Below are 21347 nucleotides of genomic sequence, written 5' to 3'. Positions count from 1 at the left end.
AATTGCCACTTTAAGCGGTATAATAAATAATTCTACCTTACTATAGCTTTAATGCAATGCAGTATAAATTTCATAATAATATGTAGCATTTGATGCACCAGTTTGAAAGGCTATTTTAAAAACATAATTATTACTTGATTTTATATATTTAAGTAAACAAGCATCTACGGGTGGATAAGTACTTTTTTTATCTCTTAATGAAGAGACAATAATAACCTTAGGCTTTTGCTTAATAATTCGCATACATTCCTGTTCAGCTGAATTTTTGTCAGGGTTTTTAGCCATTTCCTTATTATTTAAGCAAAAAGAATCAATAAAATTTAAAGAACTATAATAAGGAATAAGCCCACTATCAGCCAGTACAACTTGACTTTTAGGTGGTATATTCTTTTCAAGCCAATACAATATTTGCTCTCGTAATAACTGCCCTCTTTGTGGATTAATAGTAAAATAGGCTAAATTACTTAAACTTAAAGCTGGGATAAAGAAAAATCCTATCCAAATAGCAATAATTATTACAATAAAATGAAAATAGTTATCTTGACTTCCATTTTCAAGAAAATAATTAACTATAATACCTATTCCTTTTAAGCTTAGAGGTAGAAGTAAAATAAACGCTGGTAAAAATAGGCGATTTTCAAAAGCCACAATGGGATCTGCACTAATTAAAAGTAATAAATAAGTAACACTGGGTAACCAAAAGTAATAATGAAGACGATCTTTAGCCTTCCATATAGCTAGACTAATTAACAATAAAAATGGCCAGGCAAGTTGTAAATAGCTTTTATCAAGTTGTCCAAAATAGGAGGCTACCAAGCCCTTACAATGAATAGAATTAGGGAATAATTGGCCAAAATAGTATAGACGCCAACCAAAATAAGGAATATAAATAAGAGAAAAAACTAAAAGGCCTAAGAATAAAAAAGGCTTACTGTCTCGAAAGCTATCAAACCAAGCAATAGTATAAAATAATATTATAAAAAATGGCCCTTCTGGCCGAGTTAAGCTAGCAAAAGCAAGTAATAATCCACTAATAATAAAACCAAGTTGACTACTTTTTGCTCTAATCTTAGGATAATTTTGATAACCAAGCCCCCTGAGTAAAGCAAAGAGAGAAAAATAGAGCAAGGCTTGGTAAGTTGTTGTCTCAAAACCACTAACTGCCCAAATAATTTGTCCACGGTAAAGTACCATTCCAAAACAAGGAAGTAAGGATAGAAGAGGCGAAAACCATAGGCGAGTGAGTAAATATATACTGCAAGTTGCACATAATAATCCTACTAAACCCATCATTTTAAGAGTAACCACAGGATTTAGGCCAAGCTTAATCGCTAATACTGCAAACATTACAAAGCTAAAATTAGAGTAGCCCTCCACGGGCGGCTCATTAACATTCCATAATAAACCTTGACCGTTTGCCAAATGCTTAGCATAACGAAGGCTAATATACATATCATCTACCGTAAAAGGCCAAATAGTAGTTATTTGTAAGACGATTAAGTATGCAAAGCTAATTGTTAAAAATAATAATAGCCAAGTTTTTTTACCCATTTGCCAAGGCCACCCATGTAAGTGATAAAAAAACTAATAGGTTTAGTCGGGAGAGCGGGTCATGAATAAAAACTGAAATAGGATCATCATCATAAACAGTCCTAGAAGAAAGCCAAGCAAAACGCCAAATTCCAATTGCTGCAAAAGGTAGAGTTAACAAAAAATAAAAAGATTCCTGGCGCGCGAGTATTGTATAAAGAAAATAAGAAAGAAAAGATCCAGCTGCGGTTAAAATTATTAAACCATCTAAGGTAGCTTGTGAATATTTTTTTAATACGGCTCTTGTGTCAACATGTACAATTAATTGTTTTTCTAGTCTTCGCTTACAGAAAGCAATAAATAGACTAATTAAGGTAGCTGTTGAAGTTAACCACCAAGATATTGGCAGGCCAATACCTAATGTCCCTGCAAGTACACGAAGCATAAAACCACTTGCTATACAGATAACATCTAAAACAGGAATTTGTTTTAAACTATAGTTATAAGCTAAATTAATAACTAAGTAGCAACTTAAAATTAGCACCAACGTAGTGGATATCTGCCAAGCTAAAAATAATCCTACAAATAGTAAAAAAAATAGGACAATTAGTGCCCAATTTAAAGAAATTTCACCACTAGCTAAAGGCCGCCTACATTTTTGCGGATGCATTCTATCATGTTCGCGATCTTGTAAGTCGTTATAAATATATACAGCACTGGATAACAGGCAGAAAGCCAAAGCTGCTAAAAAAGCATAAACTATATAAGATGTTAATCCCGAATAAATTACGCCTAAAAAAACAAAGGCGGATTTGCTCCACTGCGGAATTCTTAATAAATAAGCAATTTTTTTCAATAAATACATCCTTTTGAACTTTTATTGAAATTCTACTATATCATTTGCCATATTTTTTCAAAATATTGGCTAAAATTTGAAGGAAGAATTATTACAAGAAAATTTGAGCACTGCCGCAACTTAGCAATTGGTTGCTGCAATAGCGTTTAGAAAGAAGTCTATTGCATTTTTTGAACAAACGCTCTTAATATACTAAAGACCACTTCTCAACAACGGACGTGAGGTAAAAATGCACCTAGTACTTACCGATAGTTTTTTAAAAAAATTACAAACCCTTCGCACAGATTATGAAAATCGAACCAAGTTAAATTTAGAGTCTTCACCACATCCTTATAAAGTATCATTATTTTTTGGTAAAAAAGATATAAAGACACGTCTAAAGCAAATAACTTTTATCGAAAATTGGTTAACACTACTTAACGATAAGTTAAAGCCTAATTTAGATTTCCATACTGCAGAAGAACTTCAAGAACATTTATTAGCCTTAAGAATTTTAGTTGCTGTCACTTTTTACATACGTAATCAAATTGATGAAACTTATACAATTCGTAGTGGTAGTAGTGCGATACTGGTGCAATTATTAGATGAAGCACTATCTTTAAATAAAAACAATCTCGTAGATGACGAATCTTATGCCTGTTCTTTATTGGCCGCCCAAAATTTCATATTTACAACACCATTAAATAAAGTTAATAGTCTATTATCAGCCACAGTAAGTAACACTAAGAGTCACTATATAAATGATTTAGAATGGAATAAATTTAATCTTTTTATTAATAAAGAATGTAACCGTCCAGATCGAAACTGGCGCAAACAATATCCTATTACAGCTGTTACTATGCCTTTATTTGGTTTACCTTTGCAAGCTGCAGGCACTTCTGTAGGCTGGTTATTAGGTGACCTTACTTCTAAATCTTATTCTCTATTACCGATGCGGCAAGCTTTTACAGCTGTTTTTGCTAGTGGTTTAGTTTTACTGTTGGGATCAACATCGAGTATGGGTATTTTGCTAATTGCACCAACTTATGCAGGCAAATTGCTTGATACTTTTTTTGGTGTCTCATTTGCCTATCTTTTAGGCTCTGCTATGCGTTTATTAGGTAATGGAATAGGATGGGGCATTGGAATGTCGCTTGATGTAAGTTGGAAATTACTTAGTAGCGCATGTACGTTAATTGCAACCGCTTATAGCGGCAAAACAAACACTCTTCCTACAGGTTTTACACTAACAAACGGCCACCGCGTCTTAAATGGTAATGAATTAAAAGTTATGGAATTACCCGAATTTGAAAAAATTACTGCAGCCGATTATGAAAAGAAGCCTATTATAATTAGCAATACAGAAGAAGGATTTATTATAAAAATTGGTGATGAAGAAGCTAAAATTAAATGGGCGGTTCCTTCCGAGCAAGAGTTACCTCATTTACAAGAATTAATGAATAAATTAAAAGAAAAACAAACAGTTACTATTGAAGAAGTCTCAGATAAGCAAGAGGAGATTATAGAGGATGAACAAGGAATAAAATTTATAACTTAATAAGCTTCTAGTTAAAACTGCTACTAAAAGATCCAGAATATCTTTTCTGGATCTTAACTATAGAAAACTTAAAGTTTTTGCTTTGTATTAGATAAAATTTTCTGTATCAATAAATTGATGTGTTAAATTAAATTTTTCTGCAAGATGTTGTCCTAAAGCTTGAATACCGTAACGTTCAGTTGCATGATGCCCACAAGCAAAATAGTGAATGCCTAACTCTTTCGCCTGATAAAAAGTTCTTTCTGAAATCTCGCCACTTAGATAAGCATCTACTTTTAGCGCATGCGCTTCCTCTATCAAATCTTGAGCTGCCCCACTACACCAAGCAATTGTCTTAATTGATTTATCATTGCCAGGTATATGGATAGGTTTTTGCTTTAATTGCTGAGTTAATAATGATAGAACTTCATCACTAGTTTTATTCAATGAAAACGAACCTGACCACAATAGATTTGGTGTATTTCCAATACGATGTTGTTTTAAATCTTGCAAATCTAATAATTGACCTAAACAGGCGTTATTGCCTAATTCCAAATGACAATCTAGTGGTAGGTGGTAAGCTAATAAATTAATATCGTGGTTTAATAATTTAGCAATCCTTACGCGTTTCATTCCCGTAATGGTTGGTTTTTCACCACGCCAAAAAAATCCATGATGAACGAGCAATGCATCAACCTGCAAATTAATAGCTTCATTAATTACACTCTCAGAGGCAGTCACGGCAGTTGCAATAGATGATATTGCCTCCTTACCTTCTACCTGCAAACCATTTGGCGCATAATCATTAAAATTGGAGCAAGTTAATAACTCTTGAATATACTGAACCAACTGTAAGCATAAAATCATCTGTCTGACTCGCGTTTAATATCTGCACCTAACAATGATAACTTCTCTTCAATACGTTCATAACCTCTATCGACATGATAAACGCGCTCTATTTGCGTCTCCCCTTCAGCAATTAAAGCTGCAAGGATAAGGCTTGCCGAAGCCCGCAGATCAGTAGCCATAACTGGCGCACCTGTTAAATGTTCAACTCCATTAATTAAGGCCGTATTACCATTAAGTTGTATTTGAGCACCCATACGTTGTAATTCTTGAACATGCATAAAGCGATTTTCAAAAATGTTTTCCGTAACGGAAGAAGCACCTTCAGCTACTGCATTTAACGCCATAAATTGTGCCTGCATATCGGTAGGGAACGCGGGATAAGGTGCGGTAGTAATATTCACTGATTGAGGTCGAAAACCATGCATGTTTAAACATATCCAATCTTCACCCATGTTTAATTCAGCACCTGCTTCTTCAAATTTACATAACATAGATAATAAATTTTCTGGCTTAACTCGCCTTACAGTAACTTTACCACGTGTAATTGCAGCAGCAGCTAAATAGGTTCCCGCTTCAATTCGATCAGGCATAACCGAGTATGCCCCACCACCTAGTGCTTCAACACCCTCAATTTCAATTGTAGCTGTACCAGCACCAGTTATTTTTGCACCAATTTGGTTCAAAAAATTTGCTAAATCTACTATCTCAGGCTCACGAGCTGCATTTTTTATTGTCGTTTTTCCCTCAGCTAGTACCGCTGCCATCATAATATTTTCTGTACCCGTTACAGTCACCGTATCAAATAATAAAGGTCTACCTTGTAAGCGCCCTTTTTTGCAGCGTGCCTTAATAAAACCATTCTTAACAGTAATATCAGCACCCATTGCTTTTAATGCTTTTAAATGTAAATCAACTGGCCTTGTGCCAATAGCACATCCGCCAGGTAAAGAAACATCGGCTTTACAAAAACGTGATAAGAGCGGACCTAGCACTAAAATAGAAGCACGCATTGTTTTGACTAATTCATAGGGTGCAACCATTTTATCAACGTAACTGGAATCTACTTGGATACTCATATCTTCACCAAGTACTACCTGCGCACCTAACTGCTTTAGTAATGCTATCATGGTATTGACATCACGAAGCTGAGGTACATTGCGAATTGTTACATTATCTGTAGCCAATAACGTGGCAGCCAAAATGGGAAGTGCTGAATTTTTAGCACCTGAAATAACAACTTCACCATTTAAAGCTTTGTTACCATTAATAATTAATTTATCCACGTTTTTTCTCCCATTCTTCTTTTGTCCAGGTTTTCATACTTAAAGCATGAAGCTTCCCTGAAGTAATATATTCTTTTAATTTTCCATAAACCCATTGTTGTCGCATAACAGGAGATTTATCTATAAAAGCATCTGAAACTACAGTGATTTGGTAATGGTAACCATCACCTTCAACTTTGGCATAATGGATATCTTTAATATTACGTAGTTGTTCTTCTAAGGCATCATTAGTCAACATAACATCTCACTTAAGGGTATTCTTATTTTTATTAGCCGAAGCTGCCCAATTTAGTAGCAAGAAAAATAGCACTCGTCCATTTTATTGCTGCTCCTGCTTAAGAGCATCGGCAAATAATATAAAAGACTTGAGATTAATTTATAAAAAAATTAGCAAGTTTATGCTTTAAAATTGGTAAAGTACAGTTTCTGCTTAAATCAACTATGCAAAATAGTAAAGAATAATTTTGTGATTTAAATAGGTGAGCTCAAATTTAAATAAAACGATTAGTTATTTCTAACTAAATAAATAATAAAATTCGATTATTTGTCGGGCCTTAGCCTAATGGCGCTGCCTTAAAGCTTTTTGACTCAATCTACATCCCTCGGCTCGTCCGAGAGAGCCAAGCATCTTAGTCAAAGACTAGAATTTTGGATCACGTGGACAAGTCACGGGATGTAGGCGCTAGAACCTTAGCTATTAGACCTTGGCCCGACCTACAGGTACTAAATTATACTATAAATAACCTGATAGAAGCGGTAGGTTGAGCCAAAGCCCAACCCATTATGTTTTAATCTATCTCATTAGTTATCAATATTTTATCTACTCCATAAAACTCTGCTAGCGCCAAAATGGTTTCTGTAAAACCTTCTATTTTACTCTGTTTATTATATTTTCGTGCCAGCCTTTTAAAATCAATCAAAAAAGCAAGTCCGGCACTATCGCATAAAGAAACATTTTTAAGATTAAGACATAACATCTGTTCTTCGTTACTACGACAATAATTTAGCAACCTTTTCCTTTCACTTTCAATTGTTGAAAATGTTAAATTTTGCCCTGGTATAAACGAAGAACTATTCATTTTTAAGCTGCCTTTTTACTACGCTCACGCATTTCTTTGATTAGCGTTTGTATATCTGATGACTGCAAAGCTTGAGCAAATTGTGAACGGAAGCTTTGTAAAAGACTTACTCCTTCAACGCTTAAATCGTAAATTTTCCATTCACCATTTTTTGCAACCAAACTGTAGTTAAGTGGAATATTATTGCCATTAGGTCGAACAATTAAACTGTTTACTCTAATGAAACGTTTATCTAATGAACCTTTAACAGGTAAGAATTTTATTGTTTCACTAGTGTATTCTGCTAATGGATTTGCATAAGTACGAATCACAAGTTGAGTAAAAGCTTGAGCAAATTCATTACGTTCAGCAGGTGTAGCTTTAGTCCATGCTTGACGTCCTAAAACCGAACGTGCCATTCCATTTACATCAACTTTTGGTACTAAATGTTGCTCTACAGCTTGATAAATAATAGTATGATCTTTCTTAAGATTGGGTTTATTTTGCTTAAGTGTAGCAATAATCTGATCAGCTGTAGCTTGTAACATAGGAATAGGCGACGACTGAGCCCATATATTTTGCATTAAAGATAAAAAAAGGCCTAAAATAACTAATTTTATTACTTTCATGAGCTCCACCTATTTTTTGATGTTAAATAAAAGTTGACCAATTAAATTTTCAAGAATAATTGCTTCTTGCGTTTTAGGAATTTTATCTCCGTCTCGCAAATAAGGATGATCGCGATCACTGTCATCATCAAAGCCAGGCACAATGCTAATATAATTAGAACCTAATAACCCTTCTGTTAAAATACGCGCAGTAGTATCTTCAAAAGGGATAGATTTATCAGATCGTAATAACATGGTAACTTTTGCATTCAACTCACTCGGTTGCAGTTCAATTTTTGTTACCTCTCCCACTTTAACGCCTGCGATAGTTACAGGAGCTCGTACCTTCAAACCGCCTATATCCGTAAATTCAGCAGTAATATGGTATCCTTTACTTAGTGCAAGCTCAGAAATGCCACTTACTTTCATTACCATAATCAATAAGGCTAGCAAACCAAGCAGCATAAAAAAGCCAACGCTGACATCAATATAATGTTGCTTACTATTCATTTACCAACCTCCAATCATCATGGCTGTTAGAAGAAAATCAAGCCCTAAAACGGCTAACGATGAATAGACAACCGTTCTTGTTGTAGCTTGACTGATACCGCCTGCTGTTGGAATGCAATTAAATCCTTGAAAAACTGCAATCCAAGCAACGACCAAGGCAAACACAATACTCTTGATAATTCCGCTTAAAACATCTGTTTTAAAACTTACAGCAGACTGCATGTTAGACCAAAAACTTCCTGCATCAACACCTAACCAATCTACCCCAATAAAATAACCGCCATACACCGCAACTGCTGAAAAAATTAAGGTTAAAATTGGAAGGGAAATTAAGCCTGCTAATAAACGAGGGTATAAAACACGCCCTAAGGGATCAACTCCCATCATATCCATACTAGCTAATTGCTCAGTAGCTTTCATTAAACCAATTTCGGCGGTCACGGCCGAACCTGCACGTCCTGCAAAAAGTAATGCGCTTACAACAGGACTTAATTCCCGAGTAATACTTAATGCAAGCAATTGCCCTAACTGACTAGCAGCACCAAATTTTTGTAAAGTGTTATAACCTTGTAAGCCTACAACCATTCCTATAAAAAGTGCTGAAACAACAATAATTAAACAAGACAAAAAACCAACAAAATGAATCTGATTTAAAAGTGCTGGCCACAGTCGGCGAATATCCGGTTTACGAATAAACACACTACAGAGAAAGCGGCCTGAATTACCAATGGCTTGAAGTGTATTTAAACCCCATTGTCCTGCCTGCGCTAATTTATTAAGCATCTAACAGTTCCTCGATATAAGGCTTTGCTGGATAATGAAAAGGCACCACACCATCAGGTTCTCCATACATAAATTGTTTAATTTGTGGTTCTGATGATTCTTTTAAGTCTTGTGGTGTCCCATGCCCTATAATATGTCCATCAGCAATTAAGTAAATGTAATCAGCAATGGAACATGTTTCTTCAACATCATGAGAAACAATAATTGTAGTTGTATTTAATAATTCATTTAAACATTTAATTAATCGTACTAAAACGCCCATTGAAATTGGATCTTGGCCTGTAAAGGGCTCATCATACATCATTAGCTCAGGATCCAGAGCGATAGTTCTTGCTAAAGCTACTCGCCTTGCCATGCCGCCTGATAGTTCTGCAGGCATCAAATCAGCCGCGCCTCTTAATCCTACAGCTTCTAATTTCATAAGTACAATATCACGTATCATCACTTCGTTGAGCTTAGTATTTTCTCGCAGAGGAAATGCTACATTATTAAACACTGATAGATGTGTAAATAATGCGCTTGATTGAAACAGTAAACCCATTTTTCGCCTTACTTTGTAAAGCTCTTTACGCGATAATTGATGAATGTTTAAACCATTAATTAGTATTTTTCCTGCCTCTGGCTGAAGCTGAGCACCAATTAATTTTAATAGAGTAGTTTTGCCACTACCACTAGGTCCCATAATAGCAGTAATTTTACCTTGCGAAACAGTCATATTAACCTTGTTAAAGATGACTCGAGTGCCTCGGCTGAATGTTAGATTGGTGATTTTCACCAAACTATTCTGCATAATGAAACTCTCTTAGTAAGTTAAAGAATTAGTATATAGGCGCTTAAAAAAAAATACTATTTTTTATAATAAATATTTCATCTATAAAGAAATTTATTATAAAAATAAAAACTTTTAAGTTTTAACTTCATCATTTTAATTATTAAAATTTATTTTTAAAATAATTTGATATTTAAATAAACAAACTGAGCTCTATAAAGGCACAAAATAATTATAAAAGTTAAATTTTTTTCTTTAAAAATTAATTTTTGTTAGGTAAGAATTTGTATGATAAGCTCCTCAATTTGCTTACTAGAATAAGAAAATGAATTTCGGCAAATTAGCATTAGCTGTTATTGAAACAGAAGCACAAGCCATACTTGAATTAACCCAACGTATTGATGAACGCTTTGAGCAAGCTTGTAATTTGTTGCTTAATTGTCGTGGGCGAGTTGTTGTTACCGGAATGGGAAAGTCAGGTCATATTGCTAATAAAATTGCTTCTACTTTATCAAGTACTGGCACTCCATCATTTTTTTTACACCCCGGCGAAGCAAGTCATGGTGATATGGGAATGATTACAGGTGATGATACAATCATTGCCCTTTCAAACTCTGGTAATACTAATGAAATTGTTACCCTATTGCCTCTACTTAAACGCTTACGGGTTCCTATTATTGCTTTAACTGGAAATAAGGAATCACTCTTAGCCAAGACGGCAGATGTTTCTCTTGACGTTAGTATTAAACAAGAAGCATGTCCACTAGGACTTGCGCCTACTACAAGCACTACCGTTTCATTAGTTATGGGCGATGCCTTAGCTATAGCTTTGCTACAAGCCAAAGGTTTCAATCAAAATGATTTTGCTTTATCACATCCTGGTGGAACACTCGGACGACGCCTTCTATTGCGTATTGATGAGCTTTATCATGTAGGGGATGCATTACCTTTAGTATCAGAAACAGCTACAATAAGTGAAGCATTAATTGAAGTAACTGCCAAAAAACTAGGGATGACTTGCGTAATTGATAAACGAGGTTTCTTAACAGGTGTCTACACCGATGGCGACATTAGGCGTACATTAAATCAACAAATTGATATAAATACAACGCCAATTACTGAAGTTATGAGTAAAAATTGTAAAACTATTTCTAAAGGAGTTTTAGCAGCTGAAGCTTTAGCTATGATGGAAAAATTCACTATTACTTCTTTAGTTGTTATTGATGAAGAAAAGCGTCCTATTGCGGTTATCCATTTGCATGATTTACTTAAAGCAGGCGTTTATTAGGTTTCTATGTTAAAATTTCTGCTATAGTTCAGTACAGAGATTACCTATTAGACTTCGTTAAATACTAACTTTTAAAAGAAGCCTAATATTAAGAAGTGAGAATTAATAACAATGAACTTAATAGAAAGAGCAAAAAAAATAAAATGTCTAATTTGTGATGTAGACGGAGTTTTAACAGACGGACAACTTTATTTAGATAATTATGGTAATGAACTTAAAGCATTTCATGTTCAAGATGGCATGGGCTTAAAGCTCTTGATGGCAGCAGGTATAGAAGTCGCTGTTATTACTACTTCGCGTAATGCTGTCATCGACTATCGTATGGAACAATTAGGTATTCAGTACTATTTTAAAGGGCAGGTTGATAAAAATAACGCTTTTTCACATTTAAAAGAACGCCTGGGCTTTGCTAATGAATATTTTGCTTATATTGGTGATGACCTGCCTGATTTAGCTATCATACAACAAGTAGGTCTAGGTATTGCTGTAGCTAATGCTGTAGATCAAATTAAAGAATTCGCTATCTGGCAAACGCAACAAGCTGGAGGTTATGGTGCGGTTCGCGAAGTTTGCGATCTTATTTTAAATGCCCAACAGAAGCAAGAAGAGGCCCTAGCTAGGTATTTATTATCATGAATGCTGCTAAACAATCTGCTTGGATTTTTTGCTTATTAATTGTGCTTTCCTGCTCAGGTTGGTACTTTGCAAGCTCTCCCAAAGGAGAAAAACTTGATACTGCTACACTTGCAAAAACTCCTGACTCCATTGCAATAGGTCTTAAAGTTCAACAGTTTGATTCTAAAGGTGCCTTAGCCCATTCCTTAGAAAGTCCGCAAGCCAAACACATTCCAGAAAAAGATATTTATATTTTCGCTACACCTCATATTGTTCTTAAACAAGAGAATGAGCCTAATTGGGACATCCATGCGCAAAAAGCGTTAGCTTTTGAAAAAGGAAAGCAAATTAATTTAAGGGGTAATGTAGTCATTCATCAAGAAAAAGGACTTAAATCTCCTGAAAGTACTTTAAAAACCGAAGAGTTAACTTATTTTCCTGAACAAAAATTTGCTACAACAAATCTTGCTGTTATATTTAGGCAACCAGGTAGTGTCATTCATTCTGAAGGAATGAATGCTTATCTCGATCAAAAAAGAGTTGAATTATTAAATAATGCACATGCAACTTATGAACCTAATGTATAAGTCCAGACTTGTTAGACCTATTGCAAAAATGCGAAAGATAGGCATTCCATACTTGCTTATGCTTGCTAGTTTTCAGGTTTTGGCTTTAGAAAAAGATCGTACTGCAATTGCCAAACTAGGTGCTGATTCAGCTGATTTAAATCAGCAAACACATCAAGGCAGCTACAAAGGAAATGTGCAATTTGATCAAGGAACCACTCATTTACGCGCTAATGAAGCAATTACTATAGGTAACGAAGAAAATAAGCTTACCTTTGCAAAAGCCTTAGGAACTGAAAAAGAACCTGCTCATTTTTGGACTCAAACTGATGACAATAAACCTCCTTTACATGCTTATGCTTTAGAAATTCACTATTATGCTGAAAAACATTTAATTGTATTAATCGGTAACGCACGGGTAGAACAAGGTGAAGACTCTTTAGCTGCACCCAAAATTACTTATGATACAGAAAAAAAACATGTTGTTACGTATGGTAATAAAAAATTACGTACCACAATTATTTTTCACTCAGGTAAAAAAACATGAATGAGTTATCAGCATTACACTTAAAAAAATCTTTTAAAGGTCGAGTAGTTGTTAGCGATATTAGTATTAAAATAAAACGTGGCGAATGTGTAGGTTTACTAGGTCCTAACGGAGCTGGTAAAACGACTTGCTTTTATATGATAGTTGGTTTACAGGCTTGTGATGAAGGGAAAATTTATTTAGATACTCAGGATATAACCATAGCACCCATGCATCAGCGTGCTCGGCTTGGCATTGGTTATTTACCGCAAGAAGCTTCAGTATTTCGTAAAATGTCTGTTGCTGATAATATTTATTCTATTTTGCAATTGCGCAAAGATTTAGATAACCAAACCCGCAAGCAGAAGTTATCTAAATTACTTGAAGAATTTAATATTACTCATTTAGCGAATAATTTAGGCTTAAGTCTTTCAGGTGGCGAAAGACGTCGTGTTGAAATAGCACGAGCATTAGCTATAGAACCTGCTTTTATATTATTAGATGAACCTTTCGCAGGCGTTGATCCTATTTCGGTTATCGATATTAAACGGATTATTTCTCATTTATGTGAAAAAAATATTGGTGTTTTAATTACCGACCATAATGTTCGAGAAACCTTAGATATTTGCGAGCGAGCATATATTGTTAATCAAGGAAAAATTTTATGTGAAGGTACGCCAACTGAAATTCTAGCTAATCAACAAGTTCGCACTGTCTACCTTGGCGAAGAATTTTCATTATAACTACTTGTAGCAAGAATTAAAATTAAGAAGCTTTGAAGTAAAGAGAAACAAAGAATTAGCATTTAATTTGAGCATAATATCTATTCTTAATTCATCAATTGTTGATTTAGTAGAGTTTTTAGGTAATTCTTATGCAAAATTCGTATTTAAAGGTTGATGATGCTACTGTTAATTGATAATTATGACTCCTTTACCTACAATCTAGTCCAGTATTTTCAAATATTAAATCAAGATGTCCGAGTATTTAAAAATAATGATTTAACTGTTGCAGATATTGAACAATTAGCACCTGCTTATATTGTTATTTCTCCCGGCCCTAAAGGGCCCTTAGATGCAGGGATTTCGCTAGCTACCATTGCTCATTTTTACCAAAGCATTCCTATTTTAGGTATTTGCCTGGGTCATCAATGCCTCGCACATGCATTTGGGGCAAAAATTATTCGCGCTACAGAAACTATTCATGGTAAAACTTCATCCATTACTCATCATAAGCAAAAATTATTTCATAACCTACCCAACCCCTTTCAAGCGATGCGTTATCATTCATTAGCCATTGATGTTGCCAGCTTACCAACAAGCTTTGCTATTGATGCTTGGGCAGATAATACAATTATGGCAATTTCTCATCGTCAATATCCTCTTTTTGGTCTACAATTTCACCCAGAATCAATCTTAAGCGAACATGGCTTACAATTATTAGCAAATTTTTTAAATTATGAAACTCACAACGATTTTTGAATATTTAATTAGTGGGAAAGACCTAACTTTTAGTGAAATGCAGCAAGTAATCAGTGCTTGTATCAATGATCAAGTATCCGATGCAGAAATTGGCGCTTTTCTAGCTTTAATGCGTGCTAAAGGAGAAACAATTGAAGAACTTACTGCAGCTGCTAAAACGATTCAAGCGTCCATGCATACTGTTGATTTAGGCGAAGACTTAATTGATCTAGCTGGTACAGGCGGTGATGGCAAACACACTTTTAATATCTCTACAGCCAGCAGTATTGTTGCTGCTGCAGCAGGCGCTAAAGTAGCTAAACATGGCAATCACTCAGTTTCTAGTTCAAGTGGTAGTGCTGATTTACTATTAGAAGCAGGTTTTAATATTGAATTAACGGATGAACAATTAAAGCATTGCTTGCAACAAACTAATATTTGTTTTCTTTTTACCCCTCATTTTAATCAAGCAGCACGTCGAGTTAAGGAAGTACGCAGACAATTAGGTATTAAAACATTTTTTAATTTACTAGGTCCTGTTCTAAATCCTGCAAAAGTTAAAAAACAAGTAATAGGCGTATTTTCTAAAACTTGGCAAGAAAGTCTATTACACGTATTAATTAATTTAGGTAGTGACCGCATAATTATACTTCATTCAGAAGACGGTTTAGATGAAATTAGTATTAGCGCCCCTACACATTTACTTGAATATCGTGAGGGTAAAAAAGTCGCTTGGTCAATTAATCCTCGCGACTTTAATTGTTACCATGCTGATTTAAATGACCTTATTGTTCACTCGGCTGAGCAGAGCTTAAAGCTAATTGAAGCTGTATTTGATGGCGCTAAAGGTGCAGCTTATGATAGTATCGTATTAAATACCGCTCTAGCACTGTATTGCGCTGATATAGTTAATAATTTTCCAGCCGGTTTAGAAATTGCAAAAACTACTATCAATAGTGGCGCAGCTAAACAGCAATTTTTAAAATTTCGCAATTTTACTCTGAACCTTACTGATTATGACAACTAGTATATTAAAAAAAATAGCAGCCCATAAATTATTAGAAATAGAGCTTGCAAAAAAAGAAAAGCCCTTAGAAACTTTACGTGAATTATGTAGCGACTCCCCACGAAATTTCGTTGCTGCAATCAAACAGTCTCATCCAGCTATCATTGCTGAAATAAAGAAAGCCTCTCCTAGCAAGGGTACTATTCGCAATGATTTTGATGTTGCAGCAATTGCTAAAATTTATGAGCAAAATGGAGCGAGTTGTTTATCAGTTTTAACTGATACGAATTTCTTTCAAGGTAATAATTCTTATTTAACTTTGGCAAAAGAAGTAACCACTCTACCGGTTTTAAGAAAAGATTTTATTATAGATAGTTATCAAATTACTGAAAGTCGCGCCTTAGGCGCAGATTGTATTTTACTTATTGTAGATTTGCTAAGTGATGCTCAATTATTAGATTTTTGTCAAGAAGCACAGGCTTTAGAGATGGCAGTTTTAGTAGAAAGCCATAGTAGAGAAGAGTTAGAACGAGCACTTAAACTCCCTACTCCCTTAATTGGCATTAACAATCGAAGTTTACATACTTTTGTTACTGATTTAATGGTAACGCTTAACTTAGCAAAAGATATACCAGCTGATCGCATCGTTATTACTGAAAGCGGTATTAATACAGCTGCTGATATTAAATTGATGCTAGAAAATAATATTAATACTTTTTTAATTGGTGAGAGCCTAATGCGCTCGGCAGATATTGGTCAACAGTTACATACTTTAATTGAAGTTAAACGATCTTAAGCAGCCTCTATTTAAGTGTTAATTGTAGTTAATTCTGCTGGTCTAAGCTATGTCAAACTATAATTAAAGCTTTTCTACTTCTTAATTATTTGTTTTACTGTGCTAAATTTAAGATAATGACTATTTTTTGTTATAACCTATCTCAATGTCTAAAAATATTTCATTAAAGTTATTAAAAAAAATCGTTGAATTTGCACAAACTAATCAAGATGGTCAGACAGCTAATTATATTCCAGAGCTGGCAAATGTAGACAAAGACTTAACAGCTATTGCGGTAGCCATTTTAAATAAAGAAAGCCTCTCTTACAGCAATAAGCCACTTTTACCAATTACCCTACAAAGCACCGGGAAATTAATACCACTCATTGGGTTACTTGAAGAACTTGGCCCTGAACAAGTTTTTGAATGGGTAAAAGTAGAGCCTTCTGGAGATGATTTTGCCTCTATTACACGCTTAGAACAATTTGGTCCAAAGCCTTCAAATCCTATGCTAAATGCCGGCGCGATAACGCTTTGCTCTCATATTCCTGGTGAAGGAGAGCAACAATTTGCTTGGCTAGAGCATTGGGTACAGAAACTTTTTAATCAACGCTTAAGTATTAACCCACTCGTTTTTGCTTCCGAAAAAAGGACAGGTAACCGGAATCGTTCTCTGGCTTATTTATTAAAAAGCCGTAATAATTTAAAAACTGATGTTTATGAAACGTTAGACTTATATTTTACTCTTTGCTCTTATGAAGCAGTATTAGAACAAATGTTATATTTACCTACTCTATTAGCAAATGCAGGTCGCGATCCTATCACTAACGAACAGATTATCTCGCCTTCTACTTGTAAAATAACTTTGGCTATTATGGCTACGTGTGGCCTATATGATGAGACGGGAACTCATATGGTAAGAACTGGGATGCCAGCTAAAAGCGGAGTGTCCGGTTATACCATTGCTGTGGTTCCAGGTAAAGCCGGTATAGTAGTTATTAGCCCGAGGGTAAACGCTAAGGGTAACAGTATACGTGGGGAAATTATGTTGGAAAAGTTATCGCAGGAAATGAATTGGCACTTTGCTCTACCTTAATTTAACCTACTTCTATCATAAATTGGGCTAATTTAACCAGTTGAGGATAATGGTTAAACTAAATTATTTAGCACCTATCCATATGAAAATAGAATTAAATTAATTAAAAGTCTTTTAACAGCAAGTAATTATGTATAAATTAGTTCTCACTTAACTTTTAAAGTATTAGTGAAAAAATTGACAATTTTAAAACAAGAATTAGCGCCAATAACTGTGACTGAATTAAATCAACAAGTTCGCTCCTGGTTAGAGCATGAACTGGCTAATGTTGCTGTAGTAGGTGAGCTTTCTAATTTAACTCAGCCAAATTCAGGACATCTCTATTTCACACTGAAAGATCAAAATGCTCAAATACGTTGTGTTTTTTTTCGCAACTACCAAACTTATGCCAGTCGACATTTTAAAGACGGTCAACAAGTTATTGCTAATGGTAAGTTAAGTTTATATGAAGCCCGAGGTGATTATCAACTAATAGTACAAAACTTGATCGAAGCAGGTATTGGTGAATTGTATCAACAATTTGAACAATTGAAAAAAAAGTTAGAACAGCAAGGCTTATTTGCTGTGCACTTAAAAAAACCAGTTAAACGATTTCCTACTGTTATTGGTGTTATTACCTCACAAACAGGCGCTGCGGTTCGCGATATTTTAAGTACCCTAGCTAGACGCTTCCCTTTAACTGATGTCATTATTTATCCATGCGAAGTACAAGGAAAAAGAGCCGCAGAGCAACTTATTAACGCTATTTTACAGGCAAATATTGATAAGCACGCAGATGTGCTCCTACTAGCTCGTGGCGGCGGCAGTATAGAAGATTTATGGCCTTTCAACGATGAGCAACTAGCTTTTGCAATTAATAAAAGTGAAATACCCATTATTTCTGGGGTTGGACATGAAACCGATTTTACTATTGCTGATTTTGTAGCTGATTTACGAGCCGCTACACCTACTGCCGCTGCTGAAGCTGCAACGCCTGATAAAATTGAATTACTTAACTTATTAGTTACGCTTGAAAAAAGAATGCATGTAGCTATTTGTCGTATTACTCAACAACAACAATTAATTTTAGCTCATAAAACAGCAAGCCTATCCTCACCAGAAAAACTAATTAGCCAACATTGGCAAACGATAGACTATTTAGAAAAACAATTAAATCAGCAAACTATTAAAATTATCCATAATTATCGCCATAAAATTAATATTCATCTAACGACCTTAATGGCTAAAAATCCAATTTCTGAATTACAACATTTAAAATTAAAAGTACAAAAGATTAAACAAATGTTAGATAATCTAATTCTGCAAAAAATTGAACAATTGAGACAGCAATTAATTCATCATATGGCAACATTACAAGCTGTTAGCCCGCTTGCAACGTTAGATCGAGGTTATGCTATTGCAACTTTTAAAAAGCAGATTTTATTTAGTACCGAACAAGTAGAAGTTGGCCAAAAGATTAAACTTCAACTGGCTAAAGGACAACTTCTCTGTAATGTATTTGCTAAAGAAGAACCTGAAAATGCTGAATGAACTTAATACAAGTCTTAACAACATTATTAATAATACCCAAGCTAACCTACCCATTTTAATCGGTATTATGTTGGTAGTATGGGGTATTTTTTTTATAAATTTATTAGTCTTTAAGCAACAACTTTTATATCTTGGCATTATTCCTAGACATTTAAGAGGCCTGCCTGGTATTTTATTTGCACCACTGCTTCATGCCAATTTTAACCATTTATTTTTTAACTCTATACCTTTGTTGGTACTTAGTGATTTTATCTTAATTAATGGCTTTCTTTATTATCTTATAGTTACTGTTGTAATTACTTTAGCTAGCGGTTTATTGATATGGCTTTTTGCTAAGCCCGGTATTCATATTGGCGCCAGCTCGTTAATTACCGGCTATTGGGCTCTACTTGTAAATAATATTTACTCACAAGGTAGTGTCACAGCAATTATCTTAGGCATCATTTCCGTTTATTATTTTGCTGGTATTTTTTTCGGTATTTTTCCAGGCAAAAAAGGCGTTTCTTGGGAAGGACATTTATTTGGCCTTTTAGCAGGCTTGGCTACTGGTTATTTTCTACCTTATATTGTTAATTTTATTGTACACTTAACAATCAATTATTATACTTAGCAAAAGCTGAGGAAATAACTTATAAAACCTTTTAAACTATTTTACCAAGAAATTCTAAAACTTAACTGTCTAGTAAAGTGCCAATTTAAGAACAGCCCTGTCTTTCTCGCGCAGGCGAGAATCTATTGCTATGTTGGCACTGTGCAACTATGAAGATGGATTTCTGCCTACGCGGAAATGACAAAGTTTTTAAGCTAGATTGTACTAGTTTATGTGAACAATTATGTAGGTCGACTAAGGCCCTGTCTTTCTCGCGTAGGCGGGAATCTATTATTATGTTGGCACCGTGCGAATATGAAGATGGATTTCCGCCTGCGCGGAAATGACAGAGGCCTTAAAAAGTACCAACATTAAAATGGATTTTGATGCTGTCATTCCCACGCAGGCGGGAATCTATGTTTAGGTTGGCGCCGTGCAAATATGAAAATGGATTTCCGCCTGCGCGGAAATGACAAAGTTTTTAAACAGCATCAACATTAAACTAGATCTTCATACTGTCTTTCCCGCGTAGGCGGGAATCTATTGCTATGTTGGCACTGTGCAACTATGAAAATGGATTTCCGCCTGCGCGGAAATGACAAAGTTTTTAAACAGTACCTACATTAAGATAGATCTTTATGCTGTCATTCCCGCGTAGGCGGGAATCTATTTTTATATCAGCACAGTGCAAATATCAGAATAAATTTTAGCCTACGTAGAAATGATAAGATTCTTCATTTAATAGCATAAGGATGAACGCTTACCCAAAATCTACGGCATGGCGTACAGCCAGTGAACGTTTACGTTTACTCTGCTCTATTATAAGCAAAGTAAGGAAACCAATGACTCCAATACTTAAAGTAACAGGAATAACACTTATTCCATAAATAAAAGGATGCGGAAAGTTTGCTTGCTTAAAAATATTTATTACAAGCCCTATTAAAGTATGGATCCCGTAACCAAAACTCATAATAATCATATTAGCAATAGCTGTCGTCAACCCAGCAACATGTTCAGGTGTATAAGTAGATGCTTTATAAATAGCCAGAATTTGATAAGCACAACAGACGCCAACAATAGTAAAAGCAAACATCATACTTTCAATTGTAAATAATCCTGTAATTAAACCAATAAAATTTAATAACATAATTAAACCGGCAATCGTAATAACCAGCAAATAATTTCCTACTTTCTCCGCAACAAAACTTAAAGCTGGAGCTCCAAAACACATTCCTAAGAAAATTAAAGAAGGTAAGTAACTTGCTGTACTATTATTTAAGCCATAGAATTGTTTTAAAAATGCAGGGCCCCAAACATCAGCAAATCCTTCCAGAGGTCCTACCATAAAGCCAGCAAATAGGCATAATAAAATTACTTTCTTATTGGTAATTACAATTTTAATATTACTTAAAACTGTAGTTTGCTCTGTTTCTTTTAAATTAGGAACAACAAAATAGGTTAGCAAAGTCAATAAAATACCGAAGAAGGCAAAAATTTCAATAATATTATTGTAGCCAACTAGTTCATATAAATAGCGTAATGGTCCACCGCCATAAATAGCACCTAACAATCCAATCGTTACAGAAAGACTCAACATACGAGTAAAATGCTGCTCATTAAATGTCATACGAATTATTTTAAAAATTCCTAAAATTGCAGCTGAAGAGCCCATACCTATTAGGGCTCGCCCTATAACAGGATATATCCAATTCTCTGCATAAATTAAAGGTAATAAACCAACAACACTTAAAAAAATACAACCTGTTAAGACACGTTTTGGGCCAAACTTATCAAGCATAATACCTATAGGCAAATGCATTAAAGAATAACCAATATAATAGATACCAGAATATTGACCATACAACGTTGTATCAATATGAAAATGCTGCGTAATATTATCAAGCATGACGCTTGGCATCACTCTTAAGATATACTGATAAGCATAAAAGATGGATGCTAGTAACCAAACAATCCAAGCTATTGAACGAGTACGCATGAATTATTCTCCATTTTAAGAACAGACTTAGGAGATTTCTGAAACTGAGAAATCTAAAACTTAATGATATAAATAATGTATATATTTATCCGCCGCAGCGGAGGAGAATATTCAAGGATAATAAAATTAACAAAAATG

The 21347-nt window shown here is 34.6% G+C and carries 23 protein-coding genes; 12 read left to right on the top strand and 11 right to left on the bottom strand.

Annotated elements, in window-relative coordinates:
• Nucleotides 1–48: 48 nt before the first annotated feature.
• Both ACNVED_RS06240 and ACNVED_RS06235 read right to left on the bottom strand, forming a co-directional pair.
• Complete coding sequence (locus ACNVED_RS06240; protein WP_419420895.1) at nucleotides 49–1551, bottom strand: protein LphB; 1503 nt, start codon at nucleotides 1549–1551, stop codon at nucleotides 49–51.
• Complete coding sequence (locus tag ACNVED_RS06235; protein ID WP_419420894.1) at nucleotides 1544–2395, bottom strand: decaprenyl-phosphate phosphoribosyltransferase; 852 nt, start codon at nucleotides 2393–2395, stop codon at nucleotides 1544–1546. The genes ACNVED_RS06240 and ACNVED_RS06235 overlap by 8 nt, the downstream gene beginning before the upstream one ends.
• Before the next feature lie 220 nt (nucleotides 2396–2615).
• Between ACNVED_RS06235 and ACNVED_RS06230 the strand changes: the two genes are divergently transcribed.
• The gene (locus tag ACNVED_RS06230) at nucleotides 2616–3923 is read left to right on the top strand and encodes a hypothetical protein (RefSeq protein WP_419420893.1); all 1308 of its coding nucleotides are present in this window, start codon (nucleotides 2616–2618) and stop codon (nucleotides 3921–3923) included.
• An 87-nt stretch (nucleotides 3924–4010) separates the two neighbouring features.
• Here ACNVED_RS06230 and ACNVED_RS06225 read toward each other — a convergent pair whose 3' ends face one another.
• The 8 genes from ACNVED_RS06225 to ACNVED_RS06190 form a co-directional block, all read right to left on the bottom strand.
• A complete protein-coding gene (locus ACNVED_RS06225) occupies nucleotides 4011–4769 on the bottom strand; it encodes a Nif3-like dinuclear metal center hexameric protein (RefSeq protein WP_419420892.1) in 759 nt (252 codons plus the stop codon).
• Nucleotides 4766–6034 carry a UDP-N-acetylglucosamine 1-carboxyvinyltransferase gene (gene murA / locus ACNVED_RS06220; protein WP_419420891.1) on the bottom strand — a complete coding sequence of 423 codons (1269 nt, stop codon included), beginning with the start codon at nucleotides 6032–6034 and terminating at the stop codon, nucleotides 4766–4768. Before murA ends, ACNVED_RS06225 begins: the two co-directional genes overlap by 4 nt.
• Complete coding sequence (locus ACNVED_RS06215; RefSeq protein ID WP_419420890.1) at nucleotides 6027–6272, bottom strand: BolA family protein; 246 nt, start codon at nucleotides 6270–6272, stop codon at nucleotides 6027–6029. The genes murA and ACNVED_RS06215 overlap by 8 nt, the downstream gene beginning before the upstream one ends.
• Nucleotides 6273–6822: 550 nt before the next feature.
• The gene (locus ACNVED_RS06210) at nucleotides 6823–7113 is read right to left on the bottom strand and encodes an STAS domain-containing protein (protein ID WP_419420889.1); all 291 of its coding nucleotides are present in this window, start codon (nucleotides 7111–7113) and stop codon (nucleotides 6823–6825) included.
• A gap of 2 nt (nucleotides 7114–7115) precedes the next feature.
• Entirely contained in the window at nucleotides 7116–7721 is a 606-nt protein-coding gene (locus tag ACNVED_RS06205; RefSeq protein ID WP_419420888.1) for an MlaC/ttg2D family ABC transporter substrate-binding protein, read from the bottom strand.
• 9 nt (nucleotides 7722–7730) lie between these two features.
• Complete coding sequence (mlaD, locus tag ACNVED_RS06200; RefSeq protein ID WP_419420887.1) at nucleotides 7731–8210, bottom strand: outer membrane lipid asymmetry maintenance protein MlaD; 480 nt, start codon at nucleotides 8208–8210, stop codon at nucleotides 7731–7733.
• Nucleotides 8211–8993, bottom strand: a complete 783-nt coding sequence (gene mlaE / locus ACNVED_RS06195) for a lipid asymmetry maintenance ABC transporter permease subunit MlaE (RefSeq protein WP_419420886.1) — start codon at nucleotides 8991–8993, stop codon at nucleotides 8211–8213.
• Complete coding sequence (locus tag ACNVED_RS06190) at nucleotides 8986–9783, bottom strand: ATP-binding cassette domain-containing protein (protein WP_419420885.1); 798 nt, start codon at nucleotides 9781–9783, stop codon at nucleotides 8986–8988. The genes mlaE and ACNVED_RS06190 overlap by 8 nt, the downstream gene beginning before the upstream one ends.
• A gap of 304 nt (nucleotides 9784–10087) precedes the next feature.
• Between ACNVED_RS06190 and ACNVED_RS06185 the strand changes: the two genes are divergently transcribed.
• The 11 genes from ACNVED_RS06185 to ACNVED_RS06135 all read left to right on the top strand — a co-directional run bounded on the left by ACNVED_RS06185 (nucleotide 10088) and on the right by ACNVED_RS06135 (nucleotide 19234).
• Complete coding sequence (locus ACNVED_RS06185; RefSeq protein WP_419420884.1) at nucleotides 10088–11050, top strand: KpsF/GutQ family sugar-phosphate isomerase; 963 nt, start codon at nucleotides 10088–10090, stop codon at nucleotides 11048–11050.
• A gap of 111 nt (nucleotides 11051–11161) precedes the next feature.
• Nucleotides 11162–11686, top strand: a complete 525-nt coding sequence (locus ACNVED_RS06180) for a KdsC family phosphatase (protein ID WP_419420883.1) — start codon at nucleotides 11162–11164, stop codon at nucleotides 11684–11686.
• Nucleotides 11683–12252, top strand: coding sequence for an LPS export ABC transporter periplasmic protein LptC (gene lptC / locus ACNVED_RS06175; RefSeq protein WP_419420882.1), 570 nt, complete (start codon nucleotides 11683–11685; stop codon nucleotides 12250–12252). Before ACNVED_RS06180 ends, lptC begins: the two co-directional genes overlap by 4 nt.
• A complete protein-coding gene (gene lptA, locus ACNVED_RS06170; RefSeq protein ID WP_419420881.1) occupies nucleotides 12245–12778 on the top strand; it encodes a lipopolysaccharide transport periplasmic protein LptA in 534 nt (177 codons plus the stop codon). The genes lptC and lptA overlap by 8 nt, the downstream gene beginning before the upstream one ends.
• Nucleotides 12775–13500, top strand: a complete 726-nt coding sequence (lptB, locus tag ACNVED_RS06165) for an LPS export ABC transporter ATP-binding protein (RefSeq protein WP_419420880.1) — start codon at nucleotides 12775–12777, stop codon at nucleotides 13498–13500. Before lptA ends, lptB begins: the two co-directional genes overlap by 4 nt.
• A 159-nt stretch (nucleotides 13501–13659) precedes the next feature.
• Nucleotides 13660–14238: an anthranilate synthase component II gene (locus ACNVED_RS06160; RefSeq protein ID WP_419420879.1), complete on the top strand. Its 579-nt coding sequence runs from the start codon at nucleotides 13660–13662 to the stop codon at nucleotides 14236–14238.
• Complete coding sequence (gene trpD, locus ACNVED_RS06155) at nucleotides 14216–15244, top strand: anthranilate phosphoribosyltransferase (RefSeq protein ID WP_419420878.1); 1029 nt, start codon at nucleotides 14216–14218, stop codon at nucleotides 15242–15244. The genes ACNVED_RS06160 and trpD overlap by 23 nt, the downstream gene beginning before the upstream one ends.
• Nucleotides 15234–16019 (top strand): indole-3-glycerol phosphate synthase TrpC, encoded by a 786-nt coding sequence (gene trpC, locus ACNVED_RS06150; RefSeq protein WP_419420877.1) that lies wholly within the window; start codon nucleotides 15234–15236, stop codon nucleotides 16017–16019. Before trpD ends, trpC begins: the two co-directional genes overlap by 11 nt.
• Before the next feature lie 145 nt (nucleotides 16020–16164).
• Nucleotides 16165–17094, top strand: coding sequence for a glutaminase A (glsA, locus tag ACNVED_RS06145; RefSeq protein WP_419420876.1), 930 nt, complete (start codon nucleotides 16165–16167; stop codon nucleotides 17092–17094).
• 177 nt (nucleotides 17095–17271) lie between these two features.
• A complete protein-coding gene (gene xseA / locus ACNVED_RS06140; protein WP_419420875.1) occupies nucleotides 17272–18624 on the top strand; it encodes an exodeoxyribonuclease VII large subunit in 1353 nt (450 codons plus the stop codon).
• A complete protein-coding gene (locus tag ACNVED_RS06135; protein WP_419420874.1) occupies nucleotides 18614–19234 on the top strand; it encodes a rhomboid family intramembrane serine protease in 621 nt (206 codons plus the stop codon). The genes xseA and ACNVED_RS06135 overlap by 11 nt, the downstream gene beginning before the upstream one ends.
• A 739-nt stretch (nucleotides 19235–19973) precedes the next feature.
• Here ACNVED_RS06135 and ACNVED_RS06130 read toward each other — a convergent pair.
• The gene (locus tag ACNVED_RS06130; protein ID WP_419420873.1) at nucleotides 19974–21209 is read right to left on the bottom strand and encodes an MFS transporter; all 1236 of its coding nucleotides are present in this window, start codon (nucleotides 21207–21209) and stop codon (nucleotides 19974–19976) included.
• Between the last annotated feature and the right edge of the window lie 138 nt (nucleotides 21210–21347).

Origin of the sequence: Legionella sp. D16C41 (genome assembly GCF_048541585.1) — a bacterium.
Classification (GTDB): domain Bacteria; phylum Pseudomonadota; class Gammaproteobacteria; order Legionellales; family Legionellaceae; genus Legionella_C.
This window is presented reverse-complemented; position numbering and strand designations above follow the sequence as displayed.

Coding starts and splice junctions, on each gene's coding strand:
- ACNVED_RS06205 (WP_419420888.1), bottom strand. CDS start 7,721: ATGAAAGTAATAAAATTAGTTATTTTAGGCCTTTTTTTATCTTTAATG.
- ACNVED_RS06190 (WP_419420885.1), bottom strand. CDS start 9,783: ATGCAGAATAGTTTGGTGAAAATCACCAATCTAACATTCAGCCGAGGC.
- ACNVED_RS06225 (WP_419420892.1), bottom strand. CDS start 4,769: ATGATTTTATGCTTACAGTTGGTTCAGTATATTCAAGAGTTATTAACT.
- ACNVED_RS06240 (WP_419420895.1), bottom strand. CDS start 1,551: ATGGGTAAAAAAACTTGGCTATTATTATTTTTAACAATTAGCTTTGCA.
- ACNVED_RS06215 (WP_419420890.1), bottom strand. CDS start 6,272: ATGTTGACTAATGATGCCTTAGAAGAACAACTACGTAATATTAAAGAT.
- ACNVED_RS06180 (WP_419420883.1), top strand. CDS start 11,162: ATGAACTTAATAGAAAGAGCAAAAAAAATAAAATGTCTAATTTGTGAT.
- mlaD (WP_419420887.1), bottom strand. CDS start 8,210: ATGAATAGTAAGCAACATTATATTGATGTCAGCGTTGGCTTTTTTATG.
- mlaE (WP_419420886.1), bottom strand. CDS start 8,993: ATGCTTAATAAATTAGCGCAGGCAGGACAATGGGGTTTAAATACACTT.
- ACNVED_RS06135 (WP_419420874.1), top strand. CDS start 18,614: ATGCTGAATGAACTTAATACAAGTCTTAACAACATTATTAATAATACC.
- lptC (WP_419420882.1), top strand. CDS start 11,683: ATGAATGCTGCTAAACAATCTGCTTGGATTTTTTGCTTATTAATTGTG.
- ACNVED_RS06160 (WP_419420879.1), top strand. CDS start 13,660: ATGCTACTGTTAATTGATAATTATGACTCCTTTACCTACAATCTAGTC.
- lptB (WP_419420880.1), top strand. CDS start 12,775: ATGAATGAGTTATCAGCATTACACTTAAAAAAATCTTTTAAAGGTCGA.
- trpD (WP_419420878.1), top strand. CDS start 14,216: ATGAAACTCACAACGATTTTTGAATATTTAATTAGTGGGAAAGACCTA.
- trpC (WP_419420877.1), top strand. CDS start 15,234: ATGACAACTAGTATATTAAAAAAAATAGCAGCCCATAAATTATTAGAA.
- lptA (WP_419420881.1), top strand. CDS start 12,245: ATGTATAAGTCCAGACTTGTTAGACCTATTGCAAAAATGCGAAAGATA.
- ACNVED_RS06130 (WP_419420873.1), bottom strand. CDS start 21,209: ATGCGTACTCGTTCAATAGCTTGGATTGTTTGGTTACTAGCATCCATC.
- ACNVED_RS06235 (WP_419420894.1), bottom strand. CDS start 2,395: ATGTATTTATTGAAAAAAATTGCTTATTTATTAAGAATTCCGCAGTGG.
- ACNVED_RS06185 (WP_419420884.1), top strand. CDS start 10,088: ATGAATTTCGGCAAATTAGCATTAGCTGTTATTGAAACAGAAGCACAA.
- ACNVED_RS06230 (WP_419420893.1), top strand. CDS start 2,616: ATGCACCTAGTACTTACCGATAGTTTTTTAAAAAAATTACAAACCCTT.
- ACNVED_RS06210 (WP_419420889.1), bottom strand. CDS start 7,113: ATGAATAGTTCTTCGTTTATACCAGGGCAAAATTTAACATTTTCAACA.
- glsA (WP_419420876.1), top strand. CDS start 16,165: ATGTCTAAAAATATTTCATTAAAGTTATTAAAAAAAATCGTTGAATTT.